General features: G+C 31.1%; 14 protein-coding genes. 13 read left to right on the top strand and 1 reads right to left on the bottom strand.

From position 1 onward, the window contains the following. Positions 1-211 precede the first annotated feature (211 nt). Positions 212-865, top strand: coding sequence for a TetR/AcrR family transcriptional regulator C-terminal domain-containing protein (locus AXY43_RS03680; protein WP_023974982.1), 654 nt, complete (start codon positions 212-214; stop codon positions 863-865). A gap of 966 nt (positions 866-1,831) precedes the next feature. Here the strand turns inward: AXY43_RS03680 and AXY43_RS03675 are convergent. Continuing rightward, positions 1,832-2,572, bottom strand: a complete 741-nt coding sequence (locus AXY43_RS03675; protein WP_012059317.1) for a GntR family transcriptional regulator — start codon at positions 2,570-2,572, stop codon at positions 1,832-1,834. Between the two features lie 384 nt (positions 2,573-2,956). On the opposite strand from AXY43_RS03675, the gene udp reads away from it, so the two are divergent. The 12 genes from udp (at position 2,957) to AXY43_RS03615 (ending at position 16,771) form a co-directional block, all read left to right on the top strand. After that, positions 2,957-3,742, top strand: a complete 786-nt coding sequence (udp, locus tag AXY43_RS03670) for a uridine phosphorylase (protein ID WP_012059316.1) — start codon at positions 2,957-2,959, stop codon at positions 3,740-3,742. Between the two features lie 33 nt (positions 3,743-3,775). Continuing rightward, positions 3,776-4,177, top strand: coding sequence for a cytidine deaminase (gene cdd / locus AXY43_RS03665; RefSeq protein WP_023974981.1), 402 nt, complete (start codon positions 3,776-3,778; stop codon positions 4,175-4,177). 75 nt (positions 4,178-4,252) lie between these two features. Continuing rightward, a complete protein-coding gene (locus AXY43_RS03660; RefSeq protein WP_105410997.1) occupies positions 4,253-5,443 on the top strand; it encodes a phosphopentomutase in 1,191 nt (396 codons plus the stop codon). A 24-nt stretch (positions 5,444-5,467) separates the two neighbouring features. Continuing rightward, positions 5,468-6,145, top strand: a complete 678-nt coding sequence (locus AXY43_RS03655) for a YczE/YyaS/YitT family protein (RefSeq protein WP_105410996.1) — start codon at positions 5,468-5,470, stop codon at positions 6,143-6,145. A gap of 31 nt (positions 6,146-6,176) precedes the next feature. Further along, positions 6,177-6,890, top strand: a complete 714-nt coding sequence (deoD, locus tag AXY43_RS03650) for a purine-nucleoside phosphorylase (RefSeq protein ID WP_017212346.1) — start codon at positions 6,177-6,179, stop codon at positions 6,888-6,890. Positions 6,891-6,913: 23 nt separating this feature from the next. Then, a complete protein-coding gene (locus AXY43_RS03645) occupies positions 6,914-7,966 on the top strand; it encodes a BMP family ABC transporter substrate-binding protein (protein ID WP_105410995.1) in 1,053 nt (350 codons plus the stop codon). 110 nt (positions 7,967-8,076) lie between these two features. Further along, the gene (locus AXY43_RS03640) at positions 8,077-9,627 is read left to right on the top strand and encodes an ABC transporter ATP-binding protein (RefSeq protein ID WP_039773632.1); all 1,551 of its coding nucleotides are present in this window, start codon (positions 8,077-8,079) and stop codon (positions 9,625-9,627) included. Then, positions 9,602-10,729, top strand: a complete 1,128-nt coding sequence (locus AXY43_RS03635) for an ABC transporter permease (RefSeq protein ID WP_105410994.1) — start codon at positions 9,602-9,604, stop codon at positions 10,727-10,729. The genes AXY43_RS03640 and AXY43_RS03635 overlap by 26 nt, the downstream gene beginning before the upstream one ends. After that, the gene (locus AXY43_RS03630) at positions 10,719-11,603 is read left to right on the top strand and encodes an ABC transporter permease (protein WP_105410993.1); all 885 of its coding nucleotides are present in this window, start codon (positions 10,719-10,721) and stop codon (positions 11,601-11,603) included. The genes AXY43_RS03635 and AXY43_RS03630 overlap by 11 nt, the downstream gene beginning before the upstream one ends. Positions 11,604-12,051: 448 nt before the next feature. Continuing rightward, complete coding sequence (gene deoC, locus AXY43_RS03625; RefSeq protein ID WP_105410992.1) at positions 12,052-12,702, top strand: deoxyribose-phosphate aldolase; 651 nt, start codon at positions 12,052-12,054, stop codon at positions 12,700-12,702. Positions 12,703-13,619: 917 nt separating this feature from the next. Further along, positions 13,620-15,329: a methyl-accepting chemotaxis protein gene (locus tag AXY43_RS03620; protein ID WP_087701733.1), complete on the top strand. Its 1,710-nt coding sequence runs from the start codon at positions 13,620-13,622 to the stop codon at positions 15,327-15,329. Positions 15,330-15,502: 173 nt separating this feature from the next. Beyond that, positions 15,503-16,771: an APC family permease gene (locus AXY43_RS03615; protein WP_105410991.1), complete on the top strand. Its 1,269-nt coding sequence runs from the start codon at positions 15,503-15,505 to the stop codon at positions 16,769-16,771. The last annotated feature ends 748 nt before the right edge of the window (positions 16,772-17,519 follow it).

Raw genomic sequence — 17,519 nt, 5'->3', positions numbered from 1 at the left:
TCTAAATATAGCTGTATCATCTAGATAGTTTGATTACTGAAAGCTATTTTAAAATTTTAATCATAATAATATTTCCTTAACAGTGTTAAATTCATATTCACACTTTAACACTGTTAAGGATGCTTGTCAATGATTTTGAAAAAGTAATTTAACACTGTTAATGTGAATGATTTTGTGCTATTATAAAAGAAAACTTTTATGAGGCGAGAATATGAAAAATAATTTGGAAATAAACGATAAGCAAAATAAAATTATTGAAGCCGCACTTGAACTTCTAAACGAAAAAGGATATAACGAGTTATCGTTGCGTGATATTGCAAAAAAATTAGATGTTAAAGCTCCTGCTATTTATTGGCACTTTAAAAATAAAGCTATGCTCTTGGATTATATGGCAGAATACATATTGCAAAAGGAACTTGGAGATTTTGAACCACGGAAAGATGAGCAGACGTGGCAAGATTGGCTGACATATAATATTAACTTGTTTCGTAAAGCAATGCTTTCATATCGTGACGGTGGGCGAGTGGTTGCTGGTGCACATCTTTTTCCTGCCGTTACCTTAGCAAAGTTTATGGAATATTCACTAGTATCACTTTGCAGTAGTGGAATGGATATAAAAACAGCAACAAGTGTTATGATCACTTCTATTCGCTACACATTTGGTTACGTTATTGAGGAACAGTCAGACAAGTATAGTGATAAAGCTCCCGAGGATAATATATTGAATACCGGGAATTTCCCAAACCTTATGGAAGTTATGAGAATAGGGGACACAGAAGATACTGCTTTTAAACTAGGGCTTGAGCTTATCATTGTTGGTGGAAGTGAAGTTATGTCAAAAAAAGCTAGTATTGAAACAAAGTAATTTAAAATTTCTAAAAATTAAGAGCTGATAAATTATGATTTAATTCATAATTTATCAGCTCTTTGTCAAGAGGGACTAGCGCTTCAATAACTAATACTACTTAAAGCAAATATACTTGAATTACATACTAGCATTTTCAGCGAAACTTTTATAGACCCACGAAGACAATGTTTCTGCTTTCGGCAGATTCTTATATATAGAACTTATACAAATAAATTTCTTGATTTTCAACACGATTTAAGCGCTTATTCTATAATATATAATATAGTGTAGTTGAAATATTATTTCTCCTTATTAAATAAATTTCACGACAAACTTAGAATGATTTATTAATTTTAGTAAATCATTCTTATTTTAATTCCTAAAGCATATGGTTTGAGAGATTAAAATACAATAATTACAAAACAAATGCTATTTTATAATTATTCATAATATAGATAACTCAACTAAGACTTGAACTTATGCATATAACTCGCCGAAATGAATCACATACATCAAAATTACCAATGAAACATTCCACAAAAGTATATTACCCATTTCTAGTTAGGATATATTTCACAGTATAAATCTAACTTGTAATTGGCTTATCTATATAGATAAACAACTTAGGGATTTGACCTATCATTATAAATACGTTTACAAAGTTTATAAAAATTTAAGTTTATATCTTCACTAGAAATCATAAATATATTTGTGGAGAAAACATTTGAAAATGAGCTGTTAAAGGCTCTTAGCTGTAGGTTGTTCCATTTTAGCTTGTGAAGTGAGAGTCCAAAATTTTATTTTGGGTTGTCGAACTTCCTCAGCGAATGTAATGAGTCGAGCTTCCCTAAGAAAGTTGGAGCATGCTAAAGTGGATACAACCTGCCGCTTAGAACTTTCAGCGATATTTTCATAGTTTTTCGGAATCAAAATATTTATGATTTCGGTAAGTTACTACATAAATTTTGGGGATCTATAATTAACCTATTGCTTTTTAGGATGAAACTTAATCGAACTTGTTTTTATCGGTAAATAATGCTTATTTGAAGCAATAGGAAATTCTGAATCTTTATAAAGAGTTTCCTGTATAAGATGAAATTGATTTTCTGGCGAAATTGGATACGTTTTAGCAGCAAAGTTTCCAGAAGTTGAATACTTTATTTCAACTAATATATCACTAGATATTTCGTAAATATCTCTTTCTAGAAATTCTAAAATCATATCCTCATTGTTTAAATCAAGATTAAATTTTGAAATAGTTTCAATTGGCAATAAAGTAAACGTATAAGCTATAGCTTGACCTTCAGATTTATACCATCTATCTATTAATACTACAGCAGCAGTTTTCTTTACAAGAATTTGATTAAAATAGTCAGTAGATGGCTCTATTCTTAATTGAATTTTAACTTCATCAATGACATCATTTATGCACTTGTATACGGGGTGTCCCATTGTTTCTAAACCAAGATCTTTTTTAGGCTTAGATTTTACTATAAAATTTCCCTTACCTCTTATATTATTTACTAATCCATCATCTTGTAGTAGTGCAAGTGCCTGTCTTAGCGTAGTTCTACTAACACCAATTAATTTAGATAGTTCAGGTTCAGAGGGTAATCTACTTCCTTCTGGAAAAGTACCTTCATTTATCATTTTAAAAAGTTGATTATATACACTTACATATCTTAATTCTTTTGGCTTTTCAACTATATCAAATTCATCATTCATAAAAATATCACCTTTCTACAGATATAACCCTGTCTAGACAAGTATACATATTGAATTACAAATTTTCAACTGAAATATTTGTTTTATACTTAATTATAACGTTAATTAAACAATATTGGCAATCAAATTATTATGGTTATTTTGTGCACAGCCTGTCCTTCTGAAAGCTTGTACCAACAGGCTTTTGGTATAGTTTTTAAATTGAATGAATTTTCGGAATTTATCATGAATAAAATGCTTGACATGAAATAACAGACATGCTATTCTTTGAGTACAAACAATAATACAACTTAATAGACAAGTATTAAGGATGTCCAACATTTTTTAACGTAATGTTGAAACCGTATTCTGAAAGCGAATCGTGAAATAAATGGAGGTATTATAATGAATTATTCACAAGGTTCTGGGAAACAATATCATATAGATGTGAGAGAAGGAGATGTAGGTAAATACGTAATATTACCAGGGGATCCAAAGAGATGTAAAAAGATTGCTGCATACTTTGATGATCCGAAATTAATTGCTGATAATAGAGAGTATGTTACTTACACTGGATTTTTAGATGGTGTAAAAGTAAGTGTTACTTCAACAGGAATTGGTGGACCATCAGCTGCTATAGCATTAGAAGAACTAGTAAATTGCGGAGCAGATACTTTCGTAAGAGTTGGTACATGTGGTGGAATGGATATAAATGTTAAAGGTGGAGATGTAGTTATTGCTACTGGTGCAATTAGAGCAGAAGGTACTAGTAAAGAATATGCGCCAATTGAATTTCCAGCTATTGCAAACTTCGATGTTGCAAGCCTACTTGTGCAAGCATCTAAAGATTTAAATAAAAATTATCATGTTGGAGTAGTTCAATGTAAAGATTCATTTTATGGTCAACATTCGCCAGAAACTAAACCAGTAAGTTATGACCTTTTAAATAAGTGGGATGCATGGATGAAATGCGGATGTCTTGCTTCTGAAATGGAATCAGCAGCTTTATTTGTAGTAGGAAGCTATTTAAAAGTAAGAGTAGGTTCAGTATTTTTAGTTGTTGCAAATCAAGAACGTGAAAAGGCAGGACTTGAAAATTTGCAAGTGCATGATACAGAAACAGCTATAGAAGTTGCAATTGAAGGAATTAGAAAATTAATAAAAGCTGACAAAGAGAGAGAAACTAAATAAGAAAGTGTTTGATCTTTCGGAAAGGAATATGAAATGAAAGAGTATGAAGATATTTTAGAAAGAGCTTTTAAAGCTATGGAAAATGCATATTCTCCTTATTCAAAGTATAAGGTTGGTTCTTGTGTTGTTACTAAAGATAATAAATATTTTATAGGAGCAAACATTGAAAATGCATCTTATGGTTTAACAAATTGTGCAGAGAGAAATGCAATCTTTCAAGCATATTCAAATGGGTATCGTAAAGAGGATGTAAAAGCAATTGCCATTGTAAGTGATGGAAATACGCTAGCGACTCCTTGTGGTGCATGCAGGCAAGTTTTAGTTGAATTATTAGAAAAACATACTCCAATAGTTTTATCTAATAAAAAGACTGAAAAAATTACTGATATCGAAGAATTATTACCAATGTCCTTTACAGAGGAAGATCTAAAATAATAAAATTTTAATTTGGGAATAAGTATTAAATATAAAATGAAATATAAACTTAATTAGTTTTGAAAGGATGGAGTTATGAAGAAATATAATAGAATTTTCACAATAGTAATAGATTCACTTGGAATTGGAGAAATGAGTGATTCAAAAGAGTATGGTGATGTTAATGTAGACACACTTAAGCATATATCAGAGTCGGTAGATGAATTTAAGATTCCAAACTTACAAAAGTTAGGGTTAGCTAATTTACATCCAATCAAACATGTTGAAGCAGTTGAAAAGCCTTTAGCTCATTTTATGAAGATGAGGGAAGCAAGTGTTGGAAAAGATACAATGACTGGTCACTGGGAAATGATGGGGTTAAAAATAGAAACACCATTCCAAACATTTACTGATACAGGTTTTCCACAAGAGTTATTAGATGAACTTGAAAAAAGAACAGGTCATAAAATAGTTGGAAATAAAAGTGCAAGTGGAACAGAAATATTAGATGAACTTGGCGAACATCAAATAAAAACAGGAGATATGATCGTTTATACTTCAGCTGATTCTGTTTTACAAATATGTGGTCATGAAGAAACTTTTGGTTTAGATGAACTTTATCGTTGCTGTGAAATTGCAAGAGAATTAACTCTTAAAGATGAATGGAAAGTTGGAAGAGTTATTGCAAGACCATATTTAGGAATGAAAAAAGGTGAATTCAAACGTACAAGTAATAGACATGATTATGCTTTAAAACCATATGGAGCAACTGCATTGAATGCATTAAAAGATAGTGGATTTGCTTCAATATCAGTTGGAAAAATAAACGATATATTTGATGGTGAAGGTATAACAGAATCAAATAAATCAAAAAGTTCTGTTCATGGAATGGAACAAACTTTAGAAATAATGGATAAAGAATTTAAAGGATCGTGCTTTGTTAACTTAGTAGACTTTGATGCTTTATGGGGACACAGAAGAAATCCAGTTGGTTATGCTGAAGAATTAGAAAAGTTTGATGTTAATTTAGGAAAAGTATTAGATAAATTAAAAGAAGATGATTTATTAATCATTACAGCAGACCATGGTAATGATCCAACTTATAAAGGATCAGATCATACACGTGAACATGTTCCTTTCTTAGCTTATTCTCCATCTATGACTGAAAGTGGTTTAATGGAAACAAGCGATAGTTTTGCAGCAATTGGTGCTACAATAGCAGAAAACTTTGGAGTAAAGATGCCTGAGAATACAATTGGTGAATCAGTACTAAGCAAGTTAGTATAGCACTGCAGGAAGGATATTTAACTAATGATGAGTACAGTTAATACGCTAAAGGAAAAATCACTTAAAGTTCTTCTTATAAATATTTTAATAGCGTTAGTTGGAGTTTCCCTTGTTGGATTTGGAATTGCATTTAATTCGGCTGCAATGCTTGGAAATGATGCAGTTGCAATTCTATATGATGGAGTTCGCAGTGCAAGTGGTCTTCCACAAAGCGAACTTGGAATGACAACAAATGTGGTAAATTACGCAATAATAATATTATCGTTATTAATTAACAGAAAGTATATAAATATAGGAACATTTATATATACTATTCCAATGGGAACCTTCGTTGGAATAGGTTCGAAGTTTTATGAATATATGAATTTGCCTAATGTTTTAGAGTGGAGAATATTAAGTTCTGTATGTGGATCCTTAATGCTGTTTACAGGATTAGGAATCTTTATAGCAATAAATATTGGATTAGATCCTTTTACAAGTTTAGCTATGATATTAAAAGACAAAATGAAATCTCAATATAGAACGGCAAAGATAATTTGTGATGTTACATCGCTTATAATTGGTTTTATACTAGGAGGAAAAGCAGGGGCTGTAACAGTTATTGCAGCCCTAATAGGAGGGCCTTGTATACAATTTGCATCAGAGCTATTTAAAAAGTCAGTTCTAATGAAGATTAAAATAGGTGAAAAGAACATTTTATAATATTAAAAACAAGATTTTGGAGGACAGAATTATGACAAATGTACCAACTCCCCATAATGGGGCAAAGCTAGGAGAAATAGCAAAAACAGTATTAATGCCAGGAGACCCTTTAAGAGCTAAATTTATTGCAGAAAACTTTCTTGAAGATGTTACTCAATTTAATACAGTAAGAAATATGCTTGGGTATACTGGAACTTACAAAGGAAAACGTGTCTCAGTTATGGGAGGCGGTATGGGAATGCCATCTATAGGTATTTATAGCTATGAATTATTTAATTTCTATGGTGTAGATAATATTATTAGAATTGGAACAGCAGGAAGTATATCTGAGAAATTGCACCTACGTGATGTTGTAATCGGTTTAGGTGCATCTACTAATTCTAACTACGCACATCAATATGGTCTGCCAGGAACTTTTGCTCCTATTGCAAGTTTTGATTTAGTTAGCAGTGCAGTTGAAGCAGCAAAAGAAAACAATATAAATGTTGTTGTAGGAAATATACTATCTTCTGATACTTTTTATAGTGCTGATAAAACAGCAACAGAAAAGTGGAAGAGTATGGGAGTCCTAGCAATAGAAATGGAAGCAGCTGCACTTTATATGAATGCTGCAGAAGCAGGAAAGAATGCGTTATGTTTACTTACAATTTCAGATTCAGTATTAACAGGAGAATCACTTTCAGCAGAAGATAGACAATTAAGTTTTACAGAAATGATGAAAATTGCTCTTGAAATAGCAAAATAATAAAGTTTATAGGAGGAAATATCATGAAAAAAGTAATTGCATTATTAATGACAACAATGATTATGGGAACTATGGCTGGTTGCGGATCAAGTGGAAACAAGACAACTGATAAAGGAACTACAGGTGATAATAAGGAATTTAAAGTTGCAATGGTAACTGATACAGGTGGTGTAAATGACCAATCTTTCAATCAATCTTCATGGGAAGGATTGCAAAATTTTGAAAAGAATAATGCTGGAGGTAAAGTAAGCTATCTTGAATCCAAGCAAGAATCAGATTATGCTACAAATCTAGATAAAGCTGTTGATGCTGGTAATAAAGTAGTTTGGGGTATTGGTTTTGCAATGTCAGATGCAATAACAAAGGCAGCAAAAGCAAATCCAGATGTTAGTTATGCTATAGTTGATAATTCATATGGAGATGATACTCCAGCTAATGTTACAGGAGTTATGTTTAATGCACAAGAACCTTCATTTATGGTAGGCTATGCAGCTGCTAAAACAACAAAAACAGGTAAAGTTGGATTTGTTGGAGGAATAAAAAGTGGAATTATAGATCAATTCCAATATGGATACCAAGCTGGTGTTCAATATGCATCAAAAGAATTAGGTAAAGATATTACTGTAGATGTTCAATATGCTGAAAGTTTCTCTGATGCATCAAAAGGTAAAGCAATTGCAAACAAGATGTTCTCTTCTGGATGCGATATCGTATTCCATGCAGCAGGTGGAGTTGGTGTAGGCGTAATTGAAGCAGCTAAAGAAGCAAATAAATTTGCAATAGGTGTTGACCGTGATCAAGCATATTTAGCTCCTGATAATGTATTAACATCAGCATTAAAACTTGCAAGTGTTGCAGTTGAAAATGTTTCTAAAGAAGCTATGACTGGAAATAAAATTGGTGGTAAAACTTATACTTATGGATTAAAAGAAAATGCTGTAGGAATTCCAACTGAAAACAAAAATATGGATCCAGCAGTATACAAAGCAACTATGGAAGTTCAAGACAAGATTAAAAATGGCACAATAGTTCCACCTTACAATGAACAAACTTATAATGACTTTTTAAAAAAATAATAATTTAAATTTAAAGTAGATAATAACTATTAAGACAGTAGTGGAGGTAGGCTTTGCTGGTAACTTAACGGTTTGCCGGCAAAGCCTTATATAATAGAGGAGGATTAGGTATGGAAATTAGCAAACAATATGCAGTACAAATGCGTGGGATTACAAAAACGTTTGGCTCGTTCTGTGCTTTAGATAATATCAACCTTGATATTAAAAAAGGTACAATTCATGCACTACTAGGAGAAAATGGTGCAGGCAAAAGTACCCTTATGAATATCCTTTATGGATTGTATCAAGCTGATCAAGGTGAAATATATCTTAATGGTGAAAAGATAAATATTAAAAACCCTAATATAGCGATTGAAAATGGAATAGGAATGGTTCATCAACACTTTATGTTAGTTGAAAATTTTACAGTAACACAAAATATAGTGTTAGGTAGTGAAATTACAAAAAAATGTGGAATACTAGATATGAAAAAAGCCCGAGAAGAAATATTAAACATTGTTAAAAAGTATGGATTAGATGTAGATCCAGACGCAAAAATTGAAGATATTTCAGTAGGTATGCAACAGCGTATTGAAATATTAAAAGCTTTATATCGTGGAGCTGATTTATTAATATTGGACGAGCCGACAGCGGTTCTTACTCCACAAGAAATTCAAGATTTAATAGGCATCATGCATAACCTTATTGCTGATGGAAAAACAATAATTATAATTACACACAAATTAAAAGAAATAAAGGAGTCTTCTGATGTTTGTACAATAATACGTAGAGGAAAATATATAGATACAGTAAATGTTAAGGAAGTAACAAGAGAAGATCTTGCAACAATGATGGTTGGTCATGCAGTCAAGTTAATCGTTGACAAAGAAACTGCAAAACCAGATGAGGTTGTTTTTGAAATAGATAATTTAACTGTAAAAGATGAAAGAAAGTTAGATGCAGTTAAAGATTTATCACTTAAAGTACGTAAAGGTGAAATCGTTGGTATTGCAGGAATTGACGGCAATGGACAAAAAGAATTAATTGAAGCTATAACTTGTCTTGCTAAATCCGAAAAAGGTACCATTAAAATAAATGGAGTAGAGATACAAAATACTACAGTGGAAAACGTTATCAAAAATAAAGTTTCAACAATACATGAAGACAGGCAAAAACGTGGGCTTGTACTAGATTTTAGTGTTGCTGAAAATATGGTAATAGAAAAATATAAAAGTGAACCATATTGTAAGAATGGATTATTGGTTAAAGATAAAATTATGGCTCATACTAAGGAGCTTATAAATCAGTATGATATAAGGCCTGATAACTGTGAATCATCACCTATCAGAGGGCTATCAGGAGGAAATCAGCAAAAAGTTATAATTGCAAGAGAAGTATATAATGATCCGGACTTATTAATTGCAGTGCAGCCAACTCGTGGACTTGATGTAGGAGCAATTGAATATGTTCATAAAACATTAATAAGAGAAAGAGATAAAGGAAAAGCTGTTCTTTTAATTTCATTAGAACTTGATGAAGTTATGAATGTTTCAGATACTATAGCTGTAATTTCGGAAGGAACTATTGTAGGTACTTTTAAACAAGGTGAAGTTGATGAAAATACAATAGGCTTGCTAATGGCGGGAGGTAAACATAGTGAAGATAGTAGTAAAAATTCTTAAAAAACCAGTTACTTCAACATTCATTGCAATATTCTGTGGGTTTATTGTTGCATCAATAGTACTAGGTGTTGCTGGTTATAATCCTATAGATGCTTTTAGTGCACTTTTTGGAGGGATTTTTTCAAAACCTAAATATATATCTAATACAATTATTAAGGCCACTCCTATTATTTTAACTGGTTTAAGTGTTGCATTTGCTTTTAAAACAGGATTATTTAATATTGGAGCGGAAGGTCAATATATAGTAGGTACAATTGCATCAACTATAGTTGGAATCAAATTAAATTTGCCAGCAGTATTAGAAATTCCTTTAGTAATTTTAGCTGGTGTAGCTGCTGGAGCAGTGTTTGGTGGTATTGTAGGAGTTCTTAAGGCGAAATTCGGAATACATGAAGTTATAACCAGTATAATGCTGAATTGGATTGCATTATATTTATCCAATTTCGTTGTATCAACAGATGTATTTCACCAACCAGATTCAACAAGTACTTATATGATTAATGAATCTGGATTTACTACTATACTTGGTAATTGGAAGACATCTGATGCTGGAATGGAATTTCTTTCTCACAACAAATGGTTATCAGAAGTGTTGTTAAAGACAGATGTTAATATTGGAATTATTGTTGCTATTATAATGGCTGTAGTTATATCAGTTTTATTATATAAATCAGCAAAGGGTTATGAATTACGTGCAGTTGGATTAAATAAAGATGCAGCAGAATTTGCTGGAATAAATGTTAATCGTAATATAATTCAATCAATGGTAATTGCAGGTGCATTATCAGGTCTTGCTGGGGCACTAGCTATTACAGGCACAGCACCTCATAAGTTATCAACTATGGCTGCTTTTGAAAATAATGGATTTAACGGATTATCAGTTGCATTAATTGCAGGAAGTTCACCTATTGGATGTATATTTGGAGGATTGTTATATGGTGGATTACTATATGGAGGTCAATCTGTACAATCTGCTATAGGTGCACCATCAGAAATAATAAATATAATGATAGGTACTATTGTATTTTTCGTAGCATTAACTAAGATTGTACCTGCTTTAGCTGACAGACTTTTAAAGAGAGGTGAGAAGAATGTTAAATAGTATTGCACTATTAATAGGTATTACACTAATGTATTCAGCACCGTTAATATTTGGAGCATTAGGTGGAGTTGTTTCTGAGCGTTCTGGAGTTGTAAATATCGGAATTGAAGGTATGATGACTATAGGTGCCTTTACTGGTGCGGCAGTAGGATATTATTCTGGAAATGCATGGCTTGGATTTTTAGCTGCAGGAATTGCAGGGGGAATAATGGCTTTATTACATGCAGTTGCATCTATAACATTCAATGCTGATCAGACAATATCAGGTATTGCTATAAATTTATTAGGTGCAGGTTTCTCTTTATTTACATGTAGATTATTATTTGAAGGAGCTACTATGACTAAACCAGTAGCTACTAAATTACCTAAAGTATTTGGCGTAGATATTACAGTTTTTATAGCGATTTTAATTACAGTAGTTATTTGGTTTATTTTATATAAAACTAAATGGGGACTACGTATTCGTGCTGTAGGAGAGCATCCAGCAGCTGCAGATACTCTTGGAATAAGTGTAACTGCAACTCGTTACGTGTGTGTTATGATTTCTGGAATACTTGCAGGGTTTGGTGGAGCATCTATGACACTTGCAATAATAGCGCAATTCACTCCAACAGCAATTAGCGGTCAAGGATTTATTGCATTAGCAGCAGTTATTTTTGGTAAATGGACTCCGCATGGCGCTTACGGAGCTTGTCTATTATTTGGATTTGCTCAAGCATTAACAGTAGTATTAGGTGGCGGAAACTTTGCTATTCCTTCGCAAATACTTGCAATGCTACCATACATTTTAACAATTGTAGTATTGATTCTTTTTGTAGGAAAATCAGTTGCACCAAAAGCTGATGGAGTTCCTTACGAAAAAGGTACTCGTTAATTGAAAGGAGAAACATTGTTATTTCACAGGACTGCGAAAATTTCGCTGAAAGTTCTAAATTTCAGGTTGCACCACTAATGTTTGCTACAGATTTCCTAGGGAAACTCGACTCATTACATTCGCTGAGGAAGTTCGACAACCTAAAATGAAATTTTGGACTCTCACTTCACAAGCGTTAATGGAAGAACCATTAGCGGAAACTCGACTCACATACGTTTGCTGAGTAAGTGATAAGTGAATCACGTGTCACCTGTAATTTGTCACTAGTATCAACTTGTTATTTAATCAATCTAAACCATGAACTGCATGTTATAATTCTAATAATATTACAAGAATTTTATTCGTAATTGTGAATTACGAAATGTGTATTGTGCATTATGAATTATGCATTGTAAATTGTGAATTGTAAAATATATAGTTATAAAATAAATTTAAGGAGTAATGAAATATGAATATTGCCCAATATATAGATCATACAATATTAAAACCAGAAGCGACAGTAGAGGATGTAAAGAGATTATTCAGAGAAGCTAAAGAATACAATTTTGCATCTGTTTGTGTAAATGGATGTTATGCAAAATTAGTAAGTACTGAACTTGCAGGAAGTGAAGTGAAAACTTGTGTGGTAGTAGGATTTCCACTTGGAGCAATGACAAAAGAAGCGAAAGCATTTGAAACATCTCAAGCTATTGAAAATGGTGCGAGCGAAATAGATATGGTTATAAATGTAGGGGCACTAAAGTCCAAGGATTATAACTTTGTAAAAGAAGATATAGAAGCTGTAGTAAATGCAGCTAAAGGAAAAGCATTAGTTAAAGTTATTATTGAAACATGTTTATTAACTGATGAGGAGAAAGTTAAGGTTTGTGAAATAGCTAAAGAAGCTAAAGCTGATTTTGTTAAGACATCAACAGGATTTTCTAATGGTGGAGCAACTAAGGAAGATATTGCTTTAATGAGAAAAACTGTTGGACCAGATTTAGGCGTAAAGGCATCAGGTGGAGTTAGAGACTTCAAAGCTGCTATGGATATGATAAATGCAGGAGCAAGCAGAATAGGATCAAGCAACAGTATTGCTATTGTTAATGAGAGCAAATAATTTTTAGGCTATAAGCTAAAGAAAAGATAAAATGATAAATTGTGATAAATAGCTAGATAGAACCATGAGGCAAAAAATAATTCATGGTTCTATTATTTATATTACTCTGAAAATGAAAGAAGATTTAGTAAGGAAAATAATTTGATTTTTTGCAGAGAATTATGCTATTTTAAACTAATGTAGTGAGATAAGACTATATCAGGATTAATGTGAATTAAAATGAAGAGATTATAATTTTTAGATTTATTTATATAATCTGTAACATTATTGATAAATCTCTGTTACAGAACTGTAACAATAATTTCCTATAATTAAACCGAACAAGAGATATGCATTAAAAAAAGATGTGGAGGAGCAATAACAGGAAGATAAGGAAACTGGTGTTATAGAAGCTTTCACTTCTTCAAAATAAAAAACACGCTAACAAAATTTGGAGATAGGATTAATATAAATTCTATAAATGAGTAAAATTTTAATAGGTTAGTTATGCAAATGAATAACTAGCCTATTTAATTTAATTGAAAAAAAATAAAACATTACATAACTACACTCTATGATGCACACTTTGTATAAAAAGGAAATGTATAGGTATATGTGGTTAAAAACTAAATATTTATAATCTAAATTAGTAGTATGATAATAAAAAAAATATATATATGTTGTAAAAATAATTCTTCATCATAATTCTAAAAATATTACAAGAATTTTAGCCATAATTGTGAATTGTGAAATGTGCATTGTGAATTGCAATATATATAAATAAAAACATATAAAATTGTAATAATTAGAAAAATTTATGTCGAAATGCTATTATATTTTAACAATTTTTGATAAAATATAATTTAGTAAGGGGTTGAAATAAGCTGCAAATTATTATAAACTTTAAAATTTTACTATAAGAGGGAGATGGTATACTGATGATAAAGAATTTATCAATAAAAACAAAATTGTTAATTGGCTTTATGAGTATGGTTATACTAATTGGAATAACTGGTTTCTTCGGAAAGTTTGGTCTATTAAATACTGAGAGTAGTATGGAACAAATATATTCTGATAATTTAAAAAGTATTGATGAAATACATTCGGTTAAAGAGAATTTTTTAATTGAAATTAAAATTGTTAATGATCTAGTTCTAGAACAGGATAATTCCAAGGTGCAAACAGCGCTACAACAACTTGATCAAATCAAAACTAAAAATTCAGCTGTAGTTGAAGCTTTTGGTAATAGTAGTATGTCGACTGATGAGAAGAAAGAGTTTGATGATCTTAATTCTATTTTAGGAGATAAGTTTGCAACTGAAAAAGACAATCTTTTTGAGTTACTCAAAAATGGGAATTATTCAGAAGCAAAAATTAAATTATCTGAAATTAACCAAACCACAGAAATTATATCAAAACATCTTGATAACTTGGTTGAAATAAACCAAAAACAAGCAGATGAAGCTTATAGCAGTGCAAAAGAAAACTATCGTACAACAACTCATATAATGCATGCAATTCTAATAGTAGGGATTATTTTGGCGCTTATTATAGGGACAGGATTATCAATATATATATCGATGATGATTAAAAAGGGTTTATTATTTGCTGAAGCTTTAGGAAACGGAGATTTAACATATTCAATAGAAAGTAAAAACAATGATGAATTAGGATTATTAATTAGGGCATTAAATAATGCAAAAGAAAAAATTAAATCAGTGATTGAAAATATTGTGATTCAGGCTCAAGGTGTAACAGCATCTAGTGAAGAATTATCTGCTACGTTAGAAGAATTATCAAGCAATTTTGAAAGCATAGATAAGAACACATCTGGAATAGTAGAAAATATACAAGGCATAAATTCAATTACAGAAGAGTTGGCTTCAACAATGGAAGAAGTTAATTCTGGAATAACTCAGCTGGCTTCGAATTCAACTGAAAGTAGTCATCAGTCTATCGAAATTAAAGAAAGAGCTACTGAAGTAAAGGAAACTGGAATTAACTCTATGAAAGCTACAGATGAATTGTATGAAGAAAAGCAAAATAATATACTTAATGCAATAGAGCAAGGAAAAGTAGTTAGTGAAATAGGTATAATTGCACAATCAATAGCATCAATAGCAGAACAGACAAATTTATTAGCCTTGAATGCAAATATTGAAGCTGCAAGGGCTGGAGAACAAGGAAAAGGATTTGCAGTGGTTGCAAATGAAGTAAGGATACTTGCTGAGCAATCAGCAGATTATGTTAAGAATATTCAAAATGTAGTTTCAAATGTCCAGGCTGCCTTTAATAATCTATCAGGTAATTCAAAGGAGGTACTACATTTTGTTAATGAGAATGTTAAAAAAGATTATGATTTATTGATTGAGACAGGAAATAAATATGAAAATGATGCTGCATATATTAGTGATTTATCACAAAATATTGCATCAATGTCACAGGAGTTAAATGCATCTACAGAAGAGATTTCTGAAGTTGTACAAACTATTGCTGAAAATATGAAAGATACTAAAAACAGTTCGGAGGAAATTAAAGTAGGTATAGATGAAACTAATAAAGCAATAGAACAGGTTGCTAGAGTAGCTCAAGATCAAGCAGAAACAGCAGAAAAATTAACTGAATTAGTTTTAAATTTCAAAATATAAATAGGTTTAACAATCCAAGTGAATCTTAGACATAACTAAGATCATTTGGATTGTTTTGTTAAATAGAAAATTTTTAATCATCAAAATTATTGATATGCTGCATTTAAAATTTCAATTTTACAAATAGACTAAGCCCTCTTATAATAAGATAATCAACATCAAGGAGGGGAAAAATGAATAAAAAACTAAATACTATTTCTATAAGTGGACTAATGATAGGTCCAATTTTAGGTTCAGGTATTGTACTCTTACCACCTATAGCAATTCATATGATTGGAGACAAAGCTATTATTGCATGGATAATAACTATGCTTATGGGCATTATATTTGCTTACATATTTACCAAAATGAGTATACTAACTTTGAGTAATGAAGGGGTGAATGTGGTAATTGGTGAGAAGCTTGGACAAAATTTTAGGGAATTATCTTCGAATTATTTAACAGCAGCTGTCTGCTTTGGACCTGTAGCTGTTTTATATACGGCTTCTGGATTTATTTGTAACATGTTTCAGGGAGCAAATAATTATAGGACTCTTGTAATTTTTATATTATTATTTCTTAATATAGCTGTGCTATTAATGGGAATAACTGCAATGGGAAAGGTTACTTTAGTACTCTCTTCACTTACTGGACTTATTCTTATTATAGGCAGTGTTTTTAATCTTTTAAAGCAAGATAATGTAACTTTTCCAAGTGGTATGCCACCAATTACAACTCTTGGTTCTACGCTTTTGCTATTATTTTGGGCAATTATAGGGTGGGAAGTAATTGGAAGTTATGTTGAAGAGGTCATGAATCCAGAGAAAACTCTTATGCGTGCTATGAAAATAAGTTTATCAGCTGTTATTTTTATATATTTATTGACTACTTTTGCTTTGCAGAACAGTTTAGGAAATCAAATTATTACAAAAGAAACAGACATCAATGTGAGTTTGATTCTTATTCCTTTATTCGGTAACTTATCTTATATTGTTATGGGTATTGTGGCAGCAGGATTGTGTTATGCCACATTGATCATGATATTAGGTGCTGTTACAAGACAAATGGCTGCAAGAGCAGAAAATGGCATGCTTCCTGCTTTTTTAAGAAAGAAAGAATCAGAGAGATCGCCTAAAAGAGCTTTATTAGTATTAACTATATTTCATTGCATACTTATTGTCCTTATTCACTACAATTATATTACTGTAGAATGGACAGTAGGAATTGCAAATACCTTTTTTATATGCAATGCACTTCTTGGACTTATTGCCAGTCTCAAATGTATAGATGGTATCATCTTAAAAATATCAATAATATTGTTGATTATAATATTAGTTATATTACTAGCATTTTCATCACTATTAGGATGGACACTGTTGGTTGTAGTGAGTCTAATGAGCATGTATAAGAGCATGCCACAATTTCAGCAAAAATTAAAAAAAAGATTTTTAAAAGAAAGCTAAATTAGCTGTTTATTATGCAGCTAACCGAAATAAGGATCATGCTGTTGTTCCAGTTTCTAATGAAACATTTCATATTATGACCCTTGTGGTTACAAAAGCATAATTCTTATTTCTAGTTTGGATATATTTCATAGTATAAATATATCTTGTAATTGTATCTATATGTACATTATTTTGATATTTCAAATTTGATTTATGGTATCAAAAAGTATAAATATAATTATTTTGAAAAAAATAATTATTGAAGTATGGGGATTAGATTCTTCTTATTAGATGAATATATTTACAAAGTTGCTAAGACTTTAAGTTCGTATCTTCACTAGAAATCATAAATATATTTGTAACTACAAGGGTCGTAACAGTGCATCTTTGATTTGGTAAGAATTGTTTACTAAGCGAACGAATATGAGTCGAGTTTTCGCTAGCGTTTGTTTCATTTTAGTATACTCCAATTCTTAGTTTGATAAGCTAAAATGGAACAAAACATTTATGATTTTGGTAAGTTACCACATAAATTTAATTTTAGAGCTAGATACCTATATAGATAAACAACTTAAGAATTTGATTTGCACTTTGCAATAAATACCATACTAGAAAGTAGAAACATTTTTATGTAGCAGGCATTGAAAATGAGCTGTTAAAAGTTTTTAATTGTAGGTTGTTCAACTAATGCTTGTCACAATGAAATTGGGAGCAAGCATTAGTGGTGCAACCTTCAATTTAGCACTTTCAGCGAAATTTTCATAGT

It is taken from the genome of Clostridium sp. MF28 (assembly GCF_002969175.1).
Classification (GTDB): Bacteria; Bacillota; Clostridia; order Clostridiales; family Clostridiaceae; genus Clostridium; species Clostridium beijerinckii.
This window is presented reverse-complemented; position numbering and strand designations above follow the sequence as displayed.

Excerpts from the sequence above, each read along its gene's own strand:
- AXY43_RS03680 (WP_023974982.1), top strand. The coding sequence starts at position 212 with ATGAAAAATAATTTGGAAATAAACGATAAGCAAAATAAAATTATTGAA.
- AXY43_RS03675 (WP_012059317.1), bottom strand. The coding sequence starts at position 2,572 with ATGAATGATGAATTTGATATAGTTGAAAAGCCAAAAGAATTAAGATAT.
- udp (WP_012059316.1), top strand. The coding sequence starts at position 2,957 with ATGAATTATTCACAAGGTTCTGGGAAACAATATCATATAGATGTGAGA.
- cdd (WP_023974981.1), top strand. The coding sequence starts at position 3,776 with ATGAAAGAGTATGAAGATATTTTAGAAAGAGCTTTTAAAGCTATGGAA.
- AXY43_RS03660 (WP_105410997.1), top strand. The coding sequence starts at position 4,253 with ATGAAGAAATATAATAGAATTTTCACAATAGTAATAGATTCACTTGGA.
- AXY43_RS03655 (WP_105410996.1), top strand. The coding sequence starts at position 5,468 with ATGATGAGTACAGTTAATACGCTAAAGGAAAAATCACTTAAAGTTCTT.
- deoD (WP_017212346.1), top strand. The coding sequence starts at position 6,177 with ATGACAAATGTACCAACTCCCCATAATGGGGCAAAGCTAGGAGAAATA.
- AXY43_RS03645 (WP_105410995.1), top strand. The coding sequence starts at position 6,914 with ATGAAAAAAGTAATTGCATTATTAATGACAACAATGATTATGGGAACT.
- AXY43_RS03640 (WP_039773632.1), top strand. The coding sequence starts at position 8,077 with ATGGAAATTAGCAAACAATATGCAGTACAAATGCGTGGGATTACAAAA.
- AXY43_RS03630 (WP_105410993.1), top strand. The coding sequence starts at position 10,719 with ATGTTAAATAGTATTGCACTATTAATAGGTATTACACTAATGTATTCA.
- deoC (WP_105410992.1), top strand. The coding sequence starts at position 12,052 with ATGAATATTGCCCAATATATAGATCATACAATATTAAAACCAGAAGCG.
- AXY43_RS03620 (WP_087701733.1), top strand. The coding sequence starts at position 13,620 with ATGATAAAGAATTTATCAATAAAAACAAAATTGTTAATTGGCTTTATG.
- AXY43_RS03615 (WP_105410991.1), top strand. The coding sequence starts at position 15,503 with ATGAATAAAAAACTAAATACTATTTCTATAAGTGGACTAATGATAGGT.